The sequence below is a fragment of the Nonomuraea sp. 10N515B genome (genome assembly GCF_052245915.1).
In the GTDB taxonomy this organism is placed as follows: Bacteria; Actinomycetota; Actinomycetes; order Streptosporangiales; family Streptosporangiaceae; genus Nonomuraea.
This window is the reverse complement of the sequence record NZ_JBQQBQ010000010.1, coordinates 215,615-230,304: the sequence shown is the minus strand read 5'-3', so window position 1 is coordinate 230,304 and position 14,690 is coordinate 215,615. Positions and strand designations below refer to the sequence as shown.

General features: G+C 73.3%; 16 protein-coding genes. 10 read left to right on the top strand and 6 right to left on the bottom strand.

What is annotated here, in order from left to right; translation table 11 throughout:
* Positions 1-180: 180 nt before the first annotated feature.
* Positions 181-642, top strand: a complete 462-nt coding sequence (gene def, locus ACTWQA_RS17735) for a peptide deformylase (protein ID WP_305921426.1) — start codon at positions 181-183, stop codon at positions 640-642.
* Here the strand turns inward: def and ACTWQA_RS17730 are convergent.
* The 3 genes from ACTWQA_RS17730 to ACTWQA_RS17720 are packed head-to-tail and all read right to left on the bottom strand — an operon-like array spanning position 581 to position 2,409.
* Positions 581-862, bottom strand: coding sequence for a WhiB family transcriptional regulator (locus tag ACTWQA_RS17730; RefSeq protein ID WP_443160295.1), 282 nt, complete (start codon positions 860-862; stop codon positions 581-583). The two genes, def and ACTWQA_RS17730, sit on opposite strands and share 62 nt — an antisense overlap.
* A gap of 30 nt (positions 863-892) precedes the next feature.
* Positions 893-1,813, bottom strand: coding sequence for a glycosyltransferase (locus ACTWQA_RS17725; RefSeq protein WP_443160294.1), 921 nt, complete (start codon positions 1,811-1,813; stop codon positions 893-895).
* Positions 1,810-2,409, bottom strand: coding sequence for a D-glycero-alpha-D-manno-heptose-1,7-bisphosphate 7-phosphatase (locus ACTWQA_RS17720; RefSeq protein ID WP_327580963.1), 600 nt, complete (start codon positions 2,407-2,409; stop codon positions 1,810-1,812). Before ACTWQA_RS17720 ends, ACTWQA_RS17725 begins: the two co-directional genes overlap by 4 nt.
* Positions 2,410-2,579: 170 nt before the next feature.
* Between ACTWQA_RS17720 and ACTWQA_RS17715 the strand changes: the two genes are divergently transcribed.
* Genes ACTWQA_RS17715 through ACTWQA_RS17675 form a run of 9 tightly spaced genes read left to right on the top strand, consistent with a single transcriptional unit; the run spans position 2,580 to position 11,991 of the window.
* The gene (locus tag ACTWQA_RS17715) at positions 2,580-4,223 is read left to right on the top strand and encodes a carbamoyltransferase family protein (protein WP_443160293.1); all 1,644 of its coding nucleotides are present in this window, start codon (positions 2,580-2,582) and stop codon (positions 4,221-4,223) included.
* Entirely contained in the window at positions 4,220-5,239 is a 1,020-nt protein-coding gene (locus ACTWQA_RS17710; RefSeq protein WP_443160292.1) for a glycosyltransferase family 2 protein, read from the top strand. Before ACTWQA_RS17715 ends, ACTWQA_RS17710 begins: the two co-directional genes overlap by 4 nt.
* Positions 5,236-6,414 carry a glycosyltransferase family 9 protein gene (locus ACTWQA_RS17705; protein WP_443160291.1) on the top strand — a complete coding sequence of 393 codons (1,179 nt, stop codon included), beginning with the start codon at positions 5,236-5,238 and terminating at the stop codon, positions 6,412-6,414. The genes ACTWQA_RS17710 and ACTWQA_RS17705 overlap by 4 nt, the downstream gene beginning before the upstream one ends.
* The gene (locus ACTWQA_RS17700; RefSeq protein WP_443160290.1) at positions 6,411-7,601 is read left to right on the top strand and encodes a glycosyltransferase; all 1,191 of its coding nucleotides are present in this window, start codon (positions 6,411-6,413) and stop codon (positions 7,599-7,601) included. Before ACTWQA_RS17705 ends, ACTWQA_RS17700 begins: the two co-directional genes overlap by 4 nt.
* A 2-nt stretch (positions 7,602-7,603) precedes the next feature.
* The gene (locus tag ACTWQA_RS17695; protein ID WP_443160289.1) at positions 7,604-8,152 is read left to right on the top strand and encodes a D-sedoheptulose-7-phosphate isomerase; all 549 of its coding nucleotides are present in this window, start codon (positions 7,604-7,606) and stop codon (positions 8,150-8,152) included.
* Positions 8,152-9,483, top strand: a complete 1,332-nt coding sequence (locus ACTWQA_RS17690) for a PfkB family carbohydrate kinase (protein WP_443160288.1) — start codon at positions 8,152-8,154, stop codon at positions 9,481-9,483. Before ACTWQA_RS17695 ends, ACTWQA_RS17690 begins: the two co-directional genes overlap by 1 nt.
* Positions 9,480-10,154, top strand: coding sequence for an SDR family oxidoreductase (locus tag ACTWQA_RS17685; RefSeq protein ID WP_305921417.1), 675 nt, complete (start codon positions 9,480-9,482; stop codon positions 10,152-10,154). The genes ACTWQA_RS17690 and ACTWQA_RS17685 overlap by 4 nt, the downstream gene beginning before the upstream one ends.
* Positions 10,145-11,032: a glycosyltransferase family 9 protein gene (locus ACTWQA_RS17680; RefSeq protein ID WP_305921416.1), complete on the top strand. Its 888-nt coding sequence runs from the start codon at positions 10,145-10,147 to the stop codon at positions 11,030-11,032. Before ACTWQA_RS17685 ends, ACTWQA_RS17680 begins: the two co-directional genes overlap by 10 nt.
* The gene (locus ACTWQA_RS17675; RefSeq protein WP_443160287.1) at positions 11,029-11,991 is read left to right on the top strand and encodes a UDP-glucuronic acid decarboxylase family protein; all 963 of its coding nucleotides are present in this window, start codon (positions 11,029-11,031) and stop codon (positions 11,989-11,991) included. Before ACTWQA_RS17680 ends, ACTWQA_RS17675 begins: the two co-directional genes overlap by 4 nt.
* Before the next feature lie 56 nt (positions 11,992-12,047).
* Here the strand turns inward: ACTWQA_RS17675 and mshC are convergent, their stop codons facing one another.
* From mshC to ACTWQA_RS17660, 3 genes are read right to left on the bottom strand one after another with little or no spacing between them, the layout of a single operon-like run.
* Entirely contained in the window at positions 12,048-13,271 is a 1,224-nt protein-coding gene (gene mshC, locus ACTWQA_RS17670; protein WP_443160286.1) for a cysteine--1-D-myo-inosityl 2-amino-2-deoxy-alpha-D-glucopyranoside ligase, read from the bottom strand.
* A gap of 10 nt (positions 13,272-13,281) precedes the next feature.
* Complete coding sequence (locus tag ACTWQA_RS17665) at positions 13,282-13,941, bottom strand: NRDE family protein (RefSeq protein WP_443160285.1); 660 nt, start codon at positions 13,939-13,941, stop codon at positions 13,282-13,284.
* 30 nt (positions 13,942-13,971) lie between these two features.
* The gene (locus tag ACTWQA_RS17660; protein ID WP_443160356.1) at positions 13,972-14,685 is read right to left on the bottom strand and encodes an SCO1664 family protein; all 714 of its coding nucleotides are present in this window, start codon (positions 14,683-14,685) and stop codon (positions 13,972-13,974) included.
* Between the last annotated feature and the right edge of the window lie 5 nt (positions 14,686-14,690).

Below are 14,690 nucleotides of genomic sequence, written 5' to 3'. Positions count from 1 at the left end.
TGTGACGCAAGTGAGATCACCCTCCGATACTGCTTTCGGGTGGTTTCGCCCACGGGTCTCTCTTGTTACCGCTGTGCTACAAGGCCGCGCATTCGCGATTGGCGGAGGCGATCACGGGAAACCTTTTCCGTGAAGGCGCGGCTTATCGGGGAGTGGCGGGTGACGGTCCGGCCTATTCGCATGTTCGACGATCCTGTGCTCCGCTCGGTCGCGGAGCCGATCCACGACTTCGATCGGGAGCTGCGGCGGCTGGTGAAGTCGCTGACCGCCACGATGCGGGCGCAAGCCGGCCGCGCGGGGCTCGCGGCCCCGCAGATCGGGGTGCCGGTGCGGGTGCTGGTCTACGGCTACGACGGCAGATCAGGCCATCTGGTCAATCCGCGGCTGGAGCTGTCGGAGCGGCGCATCGTCGCCGACGAGGCGTGCCTGTCCGCGCCCGGCGTGTGGTGGCCGCTGGAACGTTCCTACCTGGTCACCGCCCGGGGCCGCGACATGTTCGGCAAGCCCGTGACGGTGCGGGCGCTCGGCGTGCTGGCGCGAGTGCTGCAGCACGAGACCGACCACCTGGACGGCGTGTTGTTCAGCGACCACCTCGAAGCGGCTGAGCGGGAACGCTTTCTCGCGGCAGCCCTGCCACGCTGAGCTCCCGTCGCTGCTCCGGATCGGTGCCACCCCAGACGCCGTACGCCTGCCGGGTGGCCAACGCGTACTCCAGGCACGGCTCGCGCACGGGGCACCTGTGGCACACCGACTTGGCCCGCTCAACCTGCGACTGGCTCGGCCCCTCCAGGGAGATCGGGAAGAACAATTCCGGGTCCAAGTCGAGGCAGGCGGCTCTGCGTGTCCAGTCGAGCATCATCATGACGTTCGCGCCTACCCAGGCCGCAGGCGGTCATACCTCGCCGAGCAGCCGGTCCCAGTCGGACAGGAACCGGCCGAGCCCGTAGCGGGCCAGCGCCGCGGCCCGCGCCGCCTTGCCGGCCTGCGCGGCGCTCTCGGGGTCGGCGGCGAAGGCGTGCAGGGCGTCGGCCAGCACGTGGACCTTCGTGGACAGCACCCCGGCCTCCGGCGGCACCGCTTCGACGGCCTCGGTGGCGGCCAGCCCGACGACCGGCATGCCCAGGGTCATGGCCTCGATGAGGGCCAGCCCCAGGGAGGTCCACCGGTAGGGGTGCAGGTAGACCCGCCGCCTGGCCAGCTCGGCGTGCATGACGTGCTGCGGCAGGTCCTCGTAGGCCCGGTACGGCAGCCCGTTCACCTTCATGCCGAACACGTCGAGCGGGACCCGCTCGGCGAAGCGTGGCAGCAGGTCGGTGCCGGCGACCCGGGTGCGGCGCACCGGCTCGTTGACCACGACGCCGGCCCGGGGCAGCTCGCCCGTGTAGAGGTGGCCGGGGTCCGGGACGCCGTGCTCGATGACGCGCGTGGGCGCCTTGCCGTTGTCCCAGTAGAGGTCGTTGAAGTGGGTGACGTGGACGAGCGTGATGCCGGCCTGGCCGGCCAGCGGGTGCCGGGTGGCGGGCACGTCGCCCTTGGGCGTGTTGTGCTCGACGTAGATTCCCGGCACGTCGCGGCCGAGCCATGCGCGGGCCAGGTCGATCTCGTGCGGCCGCTGGTAGACGGCCACGTCGACGGGCTCGTCGCGGAGCCGGTCCCACGGCACCTCGCGGGCGCTGTCCGGCCAGTCGTAAGTGGCCGCCCGCCCCCGCCCGTCCGGACCCCGACCGGGGACGAGCGGCAGCACGTACGTGTGCCTGCCGCGGATGAAGGCGCTCGTCCAGGAGCCGTGCACGTGCCAGAGGAGGATCCTCACCAGCGGCTCCAGCCCATGGCGCGGGCCCACGGCGCGGAGACGCGGGCGCCGGCGGGCACGGGGCCTTCGGCGTCGCTGAGCACACGGTCCACGACGTCGGTCAGGTCGTCGGCGACCTCGGGGGCCTGCTCGATCTCCTCCGGTCGCGTCTGCTCGGTCGGGACGAGGATGCCCCTGGCGCCGGCGGCCCTGGCGGCCTCCATGTCCCTGCCGATGTCGCCGACCACCACGCAGTCGCGGGGGCTGACGTCGAGCACGGCGGCGGCCCTGATCACGAGCCCGGGCGCGGGTTTGCGGCAGGTGCAGCCGTCGGCGTCGTCGTGGACGCAGATCGCCCACGCGTCGAACGGGCCGAGCAGCTCCTCCACCCTCGCGTTCACCTGGTCCATCTCGTCCGGGGAGACCAGGCCCTTGGCCACGCCCGACTGGTTGGTCACCACGGCCACCGGCACCTCGGCGCGGCGCAGCCGGCCCAGCGCCTCCAGCGCGCCCGGCATCGGCTCGACCCGCCTCGGGTCGCCGTTGTAGGGCACGTCCCTGATCAAGGTCCCGTCCCGATCGAAGAGCACGGCGCCGGGACGTCGCTTTTCGAACACCTTTCACCTCCGTCGCATGCCGGGCAGCTACCCGGGGACCGAACCGGCAAACAACTACTTACAGTGACAAAGCGCAGGGCGCCGCACCTGTTTCCGCACCTCCGGGGCCTGCGGCAGGTTTGAGGACCGCTTCTCTCGGTAGCCGTTCACGACATCCCGAGGGGGGACATATGCGATTTCTCGGCATTAACGCGATCTTTCATGACCCGGCGGCGGCACTGGTGGCCGACGGGAGGATCGTGGCCGCGGCGGAGGAGGAACGCTTCAGCCGCCGCAAGCACGGCAAGCGGCCGGTGGCGTTCTCGGCGTGGGAACTGCCCGAGCAGGCCGCCGCCTGGTGCCTGAGCGAGGCGGGTCTCGCCCCCGAGGACATCGACGCGGTCGCCTATTCGTACGACCCGGCGCTGGTGACGCAGCGCCCGGACGGCGACTGGGAGGACCTGCGCACGACGTACGCGGTGCGCGCTCCGCTGTTCCTTGCCACGGCATTGCCGGGCTTGGACCCCGGCCAGGTCCGCTACGTGCCGCATCACGTGGCGCACGCCGCCTCGGCGGGGCTGGCCTGCCAATGGTCGACGGAGGGACGCGACTGCGCGGTGCTGGTGTGCGACGGCCGTGGCGAGAACGTCTCCCACCTGGCGGGCCGCTACCGCGACGGCGAGCTGGACGTCCTGGCCACCCAGGAGCTGCCGCACTCCCTCGGCCTCATGTACGAGGACGTCACCGAGCACCTCGGCTTCCTGCGCTCCTGCGACGAGTACAAGGTCATGGCGATGGCCTCCTACGGCACGCCCCGCCACCTGGAGGCGCTGCGCGAGGCGATCTACCCGACCGGCGACGGCGGTTTCCGCGTCGAGCCCGTCGACTGGAACCTCTACGCCAAGGCCCTGCCCAAGGGCGGCGCCTGGACCTCCGACCACGCCGACCTGGCCGCCAGCGTGCAGGCCAGGCTGGAGGAGGTGCTCATGGAGCTCGTGCGCTGGCTGCACGGGCGCACCGGCGAGCGGCGGCTCGCGCTGGCCGGCGGCGTGGCGCTGAACTGCGTGGCCAACACCCGGCTGCTGGACGAGGGGCCGTTCGACGAGGTGTGGGCACAGCCCGCGGCCGGCGACTCCGGGACCGCGCTGGGCGGCGCGCTGCACCTGGCGCAGGCCTACGGCGAGCCGGCCGCCCCCATGCCGACCGCGGCGCTGGGGCGCGGCTTCACCGACGAGGAGCTGGGGGCGTGGCTGGAGGTGGCCCGCGTGCCGCACACCCGGCCCGCCGACCTGGCCGCGGCGGTGGCCGCCGAGCTGGCCGCCGACAAGATCGTGGCCTGGTTCCAGGGGCGGGCCGAGTACGGGCCGCGGGCGCTCGGGCACCGGTCGCTGCTGGCCCATCCCGGGCACGCGCACAACACCGAGCGGCTCAACGACGTGAAGGGCCGTGAGCAGTTCCGGCCGATCGCGCCGATGGTGCTGGAGTCGCGGGCGGCCCAGATCTTCGGACGGGGGCCCGTGCCGTCGCCGTACATGCTGTTCGTGCACGACGTGCACCCGGACTGGGCGGCACGCATCCCGGCGGTCGTGCACGTGGACGGGACCGCCCGCATCCAGACGGTCTCCCCCGCCGCCGAGCCGCTGATGGCGCGGGTGCTGGCGGAGTTCGAGGCCCGCACGGGGCTGCCGGTGATCGTCAACACGAGCCTGAACACCGCGGGGCGGCCCATGGTGGACGACCCGCGTGACGCGCTCGAATGCTTCGGGTCGGCGCCGGTGGACGTGCTCGTGCTCGGGCCGTACGTGGTGCGGCGCGGGGAGGTGTTCGCCTCGTGATCACCGTCGTGATCCCCACCATCGGACGGCCGACGCTCGGCGACACGGTCGCCGCCGTGGGCTCCGGGGTGCCGGTGATCGTGGTGGACGATCGGGTTACGGATCGCGATCGAGCGGGTACTCTTCGTTGTGGCGGTGGCAGTCGCACGAAGGAGCGTGGTGTGACGCTGCCGTCCTTTTCTCATGAGCGCCTACGAGTCGTCCGATCGGGCGGCCGGGGACCCGCCGCGGCGCGCAACGCCGGGTGGCGGGCCGCGGACACGCCCTGGGTGGTGTTCCTCGACGACGACGTGATCCCCGAACCCGGGTGGGCCGAGACGGTCTGGAAGGACCTGGTGGACCTGCCCGAGGACGTGGCGGGCAGCCAGGGGCGCATCGTGGTGCCGCTGCCGTCCGGCCGGCGGCCGACCGACGCCGAGCGCAACACCGCCGGGCTGGCGCGGGCGCTGTGGGTGACGGCCGACATGGCCTACCGGCGATCGGTGCTGGAGGCGGTCGGCGGATTCGACGAACGCTTCCCCCGGGCCTACCGGGAGGACGCCGACCTCGCGCTGCGGGTCGCGCGGGCGGGCCACCGGCTCGTGCGCGGCGACCGGGTGACGGCGCATCCGGTGCGGCCGGACGGGTTCTGGGCCAGCGTGCGCTTCCAGCGGGGCAACGCCGACGACGCGCTGATGCGGCACGTGCACGGGCCCGGATGGCGGGCGGCCATCGGCGGCGGCCGTGGGCGGCTGCGAACGCACGCGGTCACCACGGCGGCTGGGCTGGCGGCGCTGATCCTGGCCGCACGGGGTGTCATCGGGGCTCGCCGCGAGGCCCTGGGGCGGGGCCCGGCGGTCCTGGCCGGACTCGCCGGGGCGGTGTGGGCCGCCTTGACGGCGGAGTTCGCGTGGCGGCGGATCGCGCCGGGGCCGCGTACCCCCGATGAGGTGTGGCGGATGGTCGTCACCAGCGTGGTGATCCCGCCGGTCGCATGCGCGCACCGGCTGCGGGGGGAATGGAGGGTGCGGCGATGAGCGCTCGCGTGCCGGGAGCGGTGCTGTACGGTGTGGGCCCGTGCACGACGGTGGGCGCCGCGAGATGCGGCTCCGCCGTGAAGGCCACGCCCGCGAGGGCGAGGGCCGAGCAGACCGAACGGGCCGCCGCCAAGAGCGCCGGCGGCCGGGGGCGGGTGCTGGTGGCGCGGCTCGACGACGCCGGGGACGTGCTACTGACCGGCCCCGCCGTCCGGGCCGTGCGCACGCTGGCCGAGGAGGTCGTCTTCCTGGCCGGCCCGAACGGCAGGGCGGCCGCGGAGCTGCTGCCCGGCCTGGACCACGTCGTGGAGTGGCAGGCACCGTGGATCGACCACACTCCCCCGCCCGTCAGCAAGGCGCACGTCGCCGGCCTGGTCGGGCGGCTGCACGGCATCGACGAGGCGGTGGTCCTCACCTCGTTCCACCAGTCGGCGCTCCCGCTGGCACTGCTGCTCAGGCTGGCCGGCGTCCGCAGGATCACGGCGATCAGCAACGACTACCCCGGCTCGCTGCTCGACGTGCGCCACGTCGTGGACGAGAGCCTCGACGTGCCCGAGGCCGAGCGGATGCTGGCCGTGGCGCGGGCGGCGGGGTTCGAGCTGCCACCGGGCGATGACGGCAAACTCGCTGTTCAGCGGCCATTGCCGGATATAGACAAATTTACGGGGCATTTGCCCAGCGTCGGCGCCGATGCCGGCAAAAGCACGTATGTCGTGGTGCACCCGGGGACGTCGGCGCCCGCGAGGACATGGCCGGCCGAAAAGCATCGGCAGGCCGTGCGCGAGCTGGCGCAAGACGGGCATCGCGTCGTCGTGACCGGCACGGAGCGTGATCTCACGGCCTACGTGGCCGGCGACCACGCAGCCGACCTCGGCGGCGCGACCACTCTCGGCGAACTGGCCGCCGTGCTGGAACACGCCAGCGTGCTCGTGGCCGGCAACACCGGCCCCGCGCACCTGGCCGCGGCGGTCGGCACGCCGGTCGTGAGCCTCTTCGCCCCCGTCGTCCCGGCGGCGCGGTGGGCCCCGTACGGGGTACCCGCGGTGCTGCTCGGCGATCAGCAGGCGCCCTGCAAGGACAGCAGGGCGCGCACGTGCCCGATCCCCGGACACCCATGCCTGTCCCAGGTGACAAGTGAGCAGGTGGTCAAGGCAGTGAGGGAGCTGACTCAGTGAAGGTCGATCTCATCTCCGAGCACGCCGACCCGCTGGCCGCGGTCGGCGGCGTCGACGCGGGCGGCCAGAACGTGCACGTCGCCGCGCTGGCCGTCGCGCTGGCCGAGCGCGGGCACACGATCACGGTCCACACCCGGCGCACGTCGACGTCGCAGCCGGCGTCGGTGCCCCTGGCGCCCGGCGTCACGGTCGAGTACGTGCCGGCCGGTCCCCCGGTGCCGATACCGAAGGACGAGCTGCCACCGTACATGCCGGAGTTCACCGACCGCCTCGCCGACCACTGGGCGATCGATCCGCCGGACATCGCGCACGCCCACTTCTGGATGAGCGGGCAGGCGGCGCTGCAGGCGGCGGCCGACGGCATCCCCGTGGTGCAGACGTTCCACGCCCTGGGCACGGTCAAGCGGCGCTGGCAGGGCGAGGCGGACACCAGCCCGGCGCACCGCCTCGACACCGAGCGCGAGATCGGCAAGCGGGCCGACGCGGTGCTCGCCACCTGCAGCGACGAGGTGGGCGAGCTGTGCGCGATGGGCGTTCCCGCGCAGCGGATCATGGTCGTGCCGTGCGGGGTGGACCTGACGGCGTTCTGCCCGGACGGGCCGGTGGCGCCGCGCCCGGGGGGGCAGATGATCCTGTGCATCGGCCGGATGGTGCCGCGCAAGGGCGTGGACACCGTCATCGCGGCGCTGCACCGGCTGCCGGGCGCCGACCTGGTGATCGCCGGCGGCAGCCCCGACGACGCGGAGGCCGTCAGGCTGCGCGAGCTGGCCGCCGCGTACGGCCTCGACGAGCGGGTGCACGTGATCGGCAGCGTGCCACGCGCGCAGGTGCCGGCGCTCATGCGCGCGGCCGACGTCGTGGTGACGGTGCCGTGGTACGAGCCGTTCGGCATGGTCCCGGTCGAGGCGATGGCGTGCGGCGTCCCCGTCGTGGCCTCCGCGGTCGGCGGGCACCTGGACACGGTCGCCGGCTGCGGCGTGCTGGTGCCGCCCCGCCGCCCGCGCGCGCTGGCCAGGGCGCTGAAGGACGTGCTCGGCGACCCGGACAAGCGGGCCGGGCTCGGGGCGGCGGGGGCCAGGCGGGCCCGAGAGAGGTACGGCTGGCCCCACGTGGCCGAGCGGACCGAGGCCGTGTACACGCAGGTCATCGACGGCAAGCTGTGCGGTCTGGCGGCTCTGGGGGGTTGATCGTGGACGTTCATCTGGAAAAGCTCTGGACCACGCTGGAGAAGGTCGACGGCCAGGCGGCCGGGGTGCGCGCGTGGGGCGCGAAGCTGGCCGGCGTGCTGAGCTCCGGGGGCCGGCTGCTGGTCTGCGGCAACGGCGGCTCGGCGGCCGAGGCGCAGCACCTGACGGCCGAGCTGGTGGGCCGGTTCAGGGACGACCGGCCGCCGTACGCGGCGATCCCGCTGCACGCCGACGGCTCGTCGCTGACGGCGATCGCCAACGACTTCGGCGCCGAGGAGGTCTACGCCCGCCAGGTGCGCGCGCACGGCCGGCCCGGCGACGTGCTGCTGTGCCTGTCCACCAGCGGCACCAGCCCGAACGTGCTGGCCGCGGCCAAGGCGGCGCAGGAGGGCGGGATTCTGGCCTGGGCCATGACCGGGCCGGCGCCCAATCCGCTGGCCGGACTGTGCGACGACGCGGTGGCCGTGCCGGCTGAGGAGACGGCGACCGTGCAGGAGGTGCACCTCGCGCTGATCCACTTGCTGTGTGATGCGATGGAGGAGGCGCTCTAATGGGTCCGCTCGTGGTGCTCGGGGACACGTTGCTCGATGTGGACGTCGAGGGCGAGGCGGAGCGGCTGTGCCCGGACGCGCCCGTCCCGGTGGTGGACCTCACCGCCGAGCAGGCGCGCCCCGGCGGGGCCGGCCTGGCCGCGCTGCTGGCCGCCCGCGACGGCGCCGACGTCGTGCTGATCACCGCGATCGGCGACGACCCGGACGGGCACCGCCTGTGCGGGCTGCTGTCGGGAGAGCTCGACCTGGTACGGCTGCCGCTGCGCGGCGGCACCGTACGCAAGACCAGGGTCAGGGCCAGAGGCCAGACGCTGGTCAGGCTGGACACCGGGGATGGCACGGCCAGGTACGCCCCCAGCCAGGCGGCCGCTGAGGCGATCGCCGGGGCCGGCGCGGTGCTGGTGTCCGACTACGGCAGAGGCGTGGCCAAGATGGCCGGCGAGTTGCTGCGCGACAGCGCCGTGCCGGTGGTGTGGGACCCGCACCCGAGAGGCGAGCGCCCCATGCCGGGCTGCGCGCTGCTGACGCCGAGCGAGGCCGAGGCGCGGGTGTTGTGCCCGTCCGCCTACCGCAGCCCCGACCAGGCCGCCCGCCGGCTGGTGCGGGAGCTGCGGGCCAGGGCGGTGGCCGTCACGACGGGCGCGTGCGGGGCCGCGCTGGCCGTCGAGGGCGGGCCGCTCATCCGGGTGCCGCCGCCCGTGCGGGCCGGCGGCCACGACGCGTGCGGCGCGGGCGACCGGCTGGCCGCCGCCGCGGCCCTGGCGCTGCGCGACGGCCACGGCGCCGCGGACGCGGTGGCGATCGGCGTCGGCGAGGCGTCTCGTTTCGTGGAGCGCGGCGGTGCCGCCTCCATCAAGATCCAGGAGCAGCGGCTCGGCGACCGGCCCCGCACGGCGCTGGAGGTGGCCAGGCTCACCCGCGCCAACGGCGGCCGGCTGATCGCCACGGGCGGCTGCTTCGACCTGCTGCACGCGGGCCATGTGAGCCTGTTGCGGCGGGCCAGGGCGCTGGGCGACGCGCTCGTCGTCTGCGTCAACTCCGACGCCTCGGTACGCCGGCTGAAGGGCCCCGCGCGACCCATCGTGGACGCGCGTGACCGGGTGGAGGTGCTCAGGGCGCTCGGCTGCGTGGACGCCGTGCTGGTGTTCGAGGAGGACACCCCGGCCCGCGCCATCGAGCTGCTGCGCCCCGACGTGTGGGTGAAGGGCGGCGACTACGAGGGGGAGGTCCTGCCCGAATCCGAGGTCCTGGCCAGGCTCGGCGCGCAGATCGTCGTGCTGAGCACCCTGCCGGGACGTTCGACAACGAATCTGATCAGGGAGATCCAGTGAACATCTTGATTACCGGGGGAGCCTCCGGGCTCGGTCTGGCCACCGCCGAGGCCGTGGAGAAGGAGGGCTGGCGGGCGCTGGTCGTCGACGTCCGAGAGCCGGACCAGCGCTTCGATCATGTCACCGCCGACCTGGCCGACCGCGGCGAGGCCGAGCGGGCGGTACGCGAGCTGGCCGAGCGGGCCGGCGGCCTGGACGGCGTGGTGACGGCCGCGGGCATCGACGCGTGCGGGCGTCTGGAGGACGTGCCGGCCGACGACTGGGAGCGGGTCATCAAGGTGAACCTGCTCGGCACCGCGTCCGTCGTCCGTGCGGCACTGCCGTACCTGAAGCACACCCGCGGCAGGGTCGTCACCTGCGCGTCCACGCTGGGGCTGCGGCCGCTGAGCGACGCGTCGGCGTACTCGGCGTCGAAGTTCGGCGTCGTCGGCCTCACCCGGGCGCTGGCGGTGGAGCTGCGCGGCGAGGTGGGGGTGACCCTGCTCATTCCGGGCGGCATGCGGACGAGCTTCTTCGACGGGCGGCCGGAACAGTACAAACCGGGTCCCGAGGCTGGGCTGAACGATCCGGCCGACGTCGCGCAGACCGTGGTGTTCGCGCTGCGGCAGCCGGCCGGATGCGAGGTGAGAGAGCTCGTCGTGTGCCCCTCGACGGAGACGTCATGGCCCTAGAGCTCTTGGTGCTGCGCGGGCTCGGTCTCGGCGATCTGCTCACGGCCGTGCCCGCGCTGCGGGCCCTGCGCCAGGCGTTCCCGCGGCACCGGATCACCCTGGCCGCGCCGCGGACGCTGGAGGCCCTGCTGCCGCTGACCGGCGCGGTGGACGGCCACGTGGATGTGTCGGGGCCGGGCCCCGTACCGATGGACAGGGTGCCGTTCGAGCGGCCGGACATCGCGGTCAACCTGCATGGAAAGGGGCCGCAGAGCATCGACGCGCTGCGGCGCACCGAGCCGGCGCGGCTGATCAGCTTCGGCACGGGACCGCCGTGGCAGGACGGCGTGCACGAGGTGCGGCGCTGGTGCGGGCTGCTGGAGTGGCACGGCATCCCAGCCGATCCGGGCGACCTGACGCTCGGCATCTCCGACCGTACGGGGCCGGCGATCGTGCACCCGGGGGCCGCCTTCCCGGCGCGGCGCTGGCCGCCCGACCGGTTCGCGCAGGTCGCGGCCACGCTGGACGACGTCGTCGTCACCGGCACCGCCGAGGAGGTGCCCATCGCCAGGAAGGTCGCCGAGCTGGCCGGGCTGCCGCCCGAGCGCATGCTGGCCGGCCAGACGTGCCTGGCCGACCTGATCGACCTGGTCAGCAGGGCCAAACTGGTGGTCTGCGGCGACACCGGCGTCGCGCACCTGGCGACGGCGTTCTGTGTGCCGTCGGTGGTGTTGTTCGGGCCGGTCTCGCCGGCGTTGTGGGGCCCGCCGCCCGGCTGGCGCCACGTGGCGCTGTGGGCCGGGCGCAACGGGGATCCGCACGGCCAGCGGGTCGATCCCGGCCTGCTGAAGATCGAGGTTTCCGAAGTCGTCGACGCTGCGTTGGAGGTCACGTCATGAGGGCTCTGGTCACCGGGGGCTCCGGATTCCTCGGCTCTTACCTGTGCGAGCGGCTGCTGGAGGAGGGGGCGGAGGTCGTCTGCATGGACAGCTTCCTGACCGGCGGGCCGCGCAATGTCGAGCATCTGATGGACCGGCCGGAGTTCCGGCTCATCGAGTGCGACCTGACCGGCTTCGTGCACGTGCCGGACCGGCTGGACCTCGTCCTGCACTTCGCCTCGGCCGCCTCGCCGGCCGACTACCTGCGCTATCCGATCGAGACGCTGCGGGTGGGCAGCGTGGGCACGCTGCACGCGCTGGGGCTGGCCAGGGAGAAGGGCGCCAGGTTCGTGCTCGCCTCGACCAGCGAGGTGTACGGCGACCCCCTCCAACACCCGCAGAAAGAGACGTACTGGGGGAATGTGAACCCGGTCGGCCCGCGCAGCGTGTACGACGAGGCCAAGCGCTTCGCCGAGTCGCTGACCACGGCCTACCGCCACTCGCGCGGCACCGACACCGGCATCGTGCGGATCTTCAACACGTACGGCCCGCGCATGCGCCCGTTCGACGGGCGGGCGATCCCGACGTTCATCAGGCAGGCGCTGACCGGCGAGCCGATCACCATCACCGGCGACGGCGCGCAGACCCGCTCGATCTGCTACGTGGACGACACCGTGTCGGGCATCCTGGCCATGGCCCGCAGCGACTTCGCCGGGCCGGTCAACATCGGCAACCCGGACGAGCTGACCATGCTGGAGCTGGCCACGACGATCAGGGAGCTGGCCGGGTCGTCGTCGCCGATCGTGTTCGTCGACCGGCCCGCCGACGATCCCAAGGTCAGGAGGCCGGACACGACGCTGGCGGCCGAGCAGCTGGGCTGGCGGGCCAAGGTGCCCGCCCAGGAGGGGCTGCGCCGCACGATCGCGTGGTTCTCGGCCGAGCTGGCCGCGATCGAGCGGCTCGAGCGGGTGCGGGCCTGAGCGGGGGACGGGCGCCGCGAGCGCGGCGCCCGTCCCGGCGCGGGTTTTCGCGAGGGTTAGAGCGCGACGCCGAGCAGGGCGTCGGCCAGGTCCTTGACCAGGGCGGGGGCGTCGGGATCCGAGCCGCCGCCGGCGAGGGCGGCCTCGGTCCAGGCATCGATCGCGGCCAGCGCGGCCGGCGAGTCGAGGTCGTCGGCCAGGCGCTCACGCACTCGCGCCAGCAACGCGCCGGCGTCCGGGCCGGAGGCCAGGCGGACGGCCGAGCGCCAGCGGGCCAGCCTGCGCTCGGCGTCGGCGATCAGGGCGGGGACGTAGGTCCAGTCGGCGCGGTAGTGGTGGGCCAGCAGCACGAGCCTGACCGCCATCGGGTCGTGCTCCCGGCGCAGTTTGGAGACGAAGACCAGGTTGCCCTTGGACTTCGACATCTTCTCGCCGTCGAGGCCCACCATGCCGGCGTGCGTGTAGAACTTGGCGAACGGCCACTCCCCCGTGGCCGCGTGCCCCTCGGAGGCGCCGCACTCGTGATGAGGGAAGATCAGGTCGGAGCCGCCGCCCGCCACGTCGTAGCCGGCGCCGAGGTTGTCCAGGGCGATCGCGGTGCACTCGATGTGCCAGCCGGGGCGGCCCTTGCCCAGCGGCGACTCCCAGGCCGGTTCGCCCGGCCGCTCGGCCCGCCACAGCAGCCAGTCGAGCGGGTGGCGCTTGCCGGCCCGGTCCGGGTCGCCGCCGCGCTCGGCGAACAGGGCCAGCATCTCGGTCTCGTCGTAGCCGGACACCTGGCCGAACTTGGGGGCGTCGGCCACGCTGAAGTAGACGTCGCCGTTGAGGGAGTACGTGACGCCCTTGGCCGACAGCTTGGCGATCAGCTCCGCCACCCCGCCGACGACCTCGGTGACGCCGACGTATTCGCGGGGCGGCAGGATCCGCAGCGCCTCCATGTCGCCGCGGAACAGCTCGATCTCCCGCTCGGCCAGGTCCTGCCAGCCGATGCCGGTCTGGGCGGCGCGCTCCAGCAGCGGGTCGTCCACGTCGGTGGCGTTCTGCGTGTAGTGGACCTCGTGGCCCGCGTCCCGCCACAGCCGGCCGACCAGGTCGAAGGCGTGGTAGGTGTTGGCGTGGCCGAGGTGCGTGGCGTCGTAGGGGGTGATGCCGCAGACGTACATCCTGGCGGTCGGCCCGGGATCGGTCTGCCGCACCTGCTGGGCGGAGGTGTCGTAGAGACGCAGCGGAATGCTCTCACCAGGGAGCTTTGGAACGTTCTGGGCAGACCACGATCTCATGTCCCTGAGCCTATCCGTCCCGTTCTGCGGTCAGGTCGGTGAAGTCGTACGTCACACCGTCCGGCGCGAGCGCGACCTCCATCACCGACAGGGAGGCGAAGACCCGGCCGTCGGGGAGCTCATGGCGGACGATGAGCGCGCCGGGGTCGGCGGACGGCGCCGCCGTGATCAGCTCCCGCCAGACCTCGGTCTCGAATCTGGGCAGGTAGGCGACGACCCGCTCGCTGGCCGGGTCAAGGCCCGAGTTGACGATCATGCTGGTGCCCTCGGGCAGGCCGGAGACGGTGCTGCGCTCGCCGTCCCAGCTGAACAGCCGCACCCGCGCCCCATCGGCCGGCAGGTCGGCGAGCACCAGGTGAAAAGGGTCGTAGCGGGTCAGGTCCGCGTCGGGCAGCTCGCCCGTGTAGGCCGCCCGCAGCGCCAGGTCGCCCCGCGAGATCTTCGTCGTCTCGGGCGCGGGGATGCCGGAGGCGTTGAGGAGAGCGGCGGCGCGGCGGGCCGCCGGGTGGAGAGCCAGCCAGGTGCCCCCGGCCTTCAGGTCACGCCCGCCGATCACGCCCGGGTAGTCCGGCCAGTGCTCCCCCGGCCCTTCCCATGGACGGTCGGCGAACTCGTCTCTCACACCCATGAGGGTCAGTGGCTGCCCGGTTCTCACGATCAGCGTGCACATGGGCAAAGGGTATTAAACCGGCGCAGGCGATCAGATGGGGGGCCAGGGAATGGCGGGCCAGCCCTCCGACGGGTAGGGGTGCACGCCGGTGTCCAGCAGCCGCCTGACCCGCTGCCAGGTGGCCTCGACCTCCGCCAGCGTCAGCAGCTCGCGCAGCCTGCGCCCGAGCGCGCCGGACTCCAGGTCGCGCTCCAGCTTGGCCAGCACGGCCACCGCCTCCCTGGCCAGCGGCTTGCCGCGCCACTGCCACAGCACCGTGCGCAGCTTGTCCTCGACGGAGAAGCACACCCCGTGGTCCACCCCGTAGACGTGCCCCGTCGGCAGCGGCAGCAGGTGACCGCCCTTGCGGTCGGCGTTGTTGACCACCGCGTCGAACACCGCCATCCGGCGCACCACCGGGTTGCGGCTCTTGACCAGCCGCATGAGGTCGATCTCGCGCTCGGTATCGATCCACAGCTGCACCATGCCGGGGCCGAAGGGGCCCTCGCGGTAGACCGTCGGGGGCACGATGCGCCAGCCGGTCGCCTGCGACACCTCGTAGGCGGCCACCTCGCGGGCGGCCAGGGTGCCGTCGGGGAAGTCCCACAGCGGGCGCTCGCCGCGCACCGGCTTGTAGACGCAGGCGGCCGAGCTGTCGCCCAGCTTGACCGAGCAGTAGAGCGTCATGTTGGTGGCCTCGACGAGGCGTCCGGCCACCTCCAAGCGGCCGTCGCGGAGCAGCGTGAGGGCGTCCTCGTCATGCATGCCCG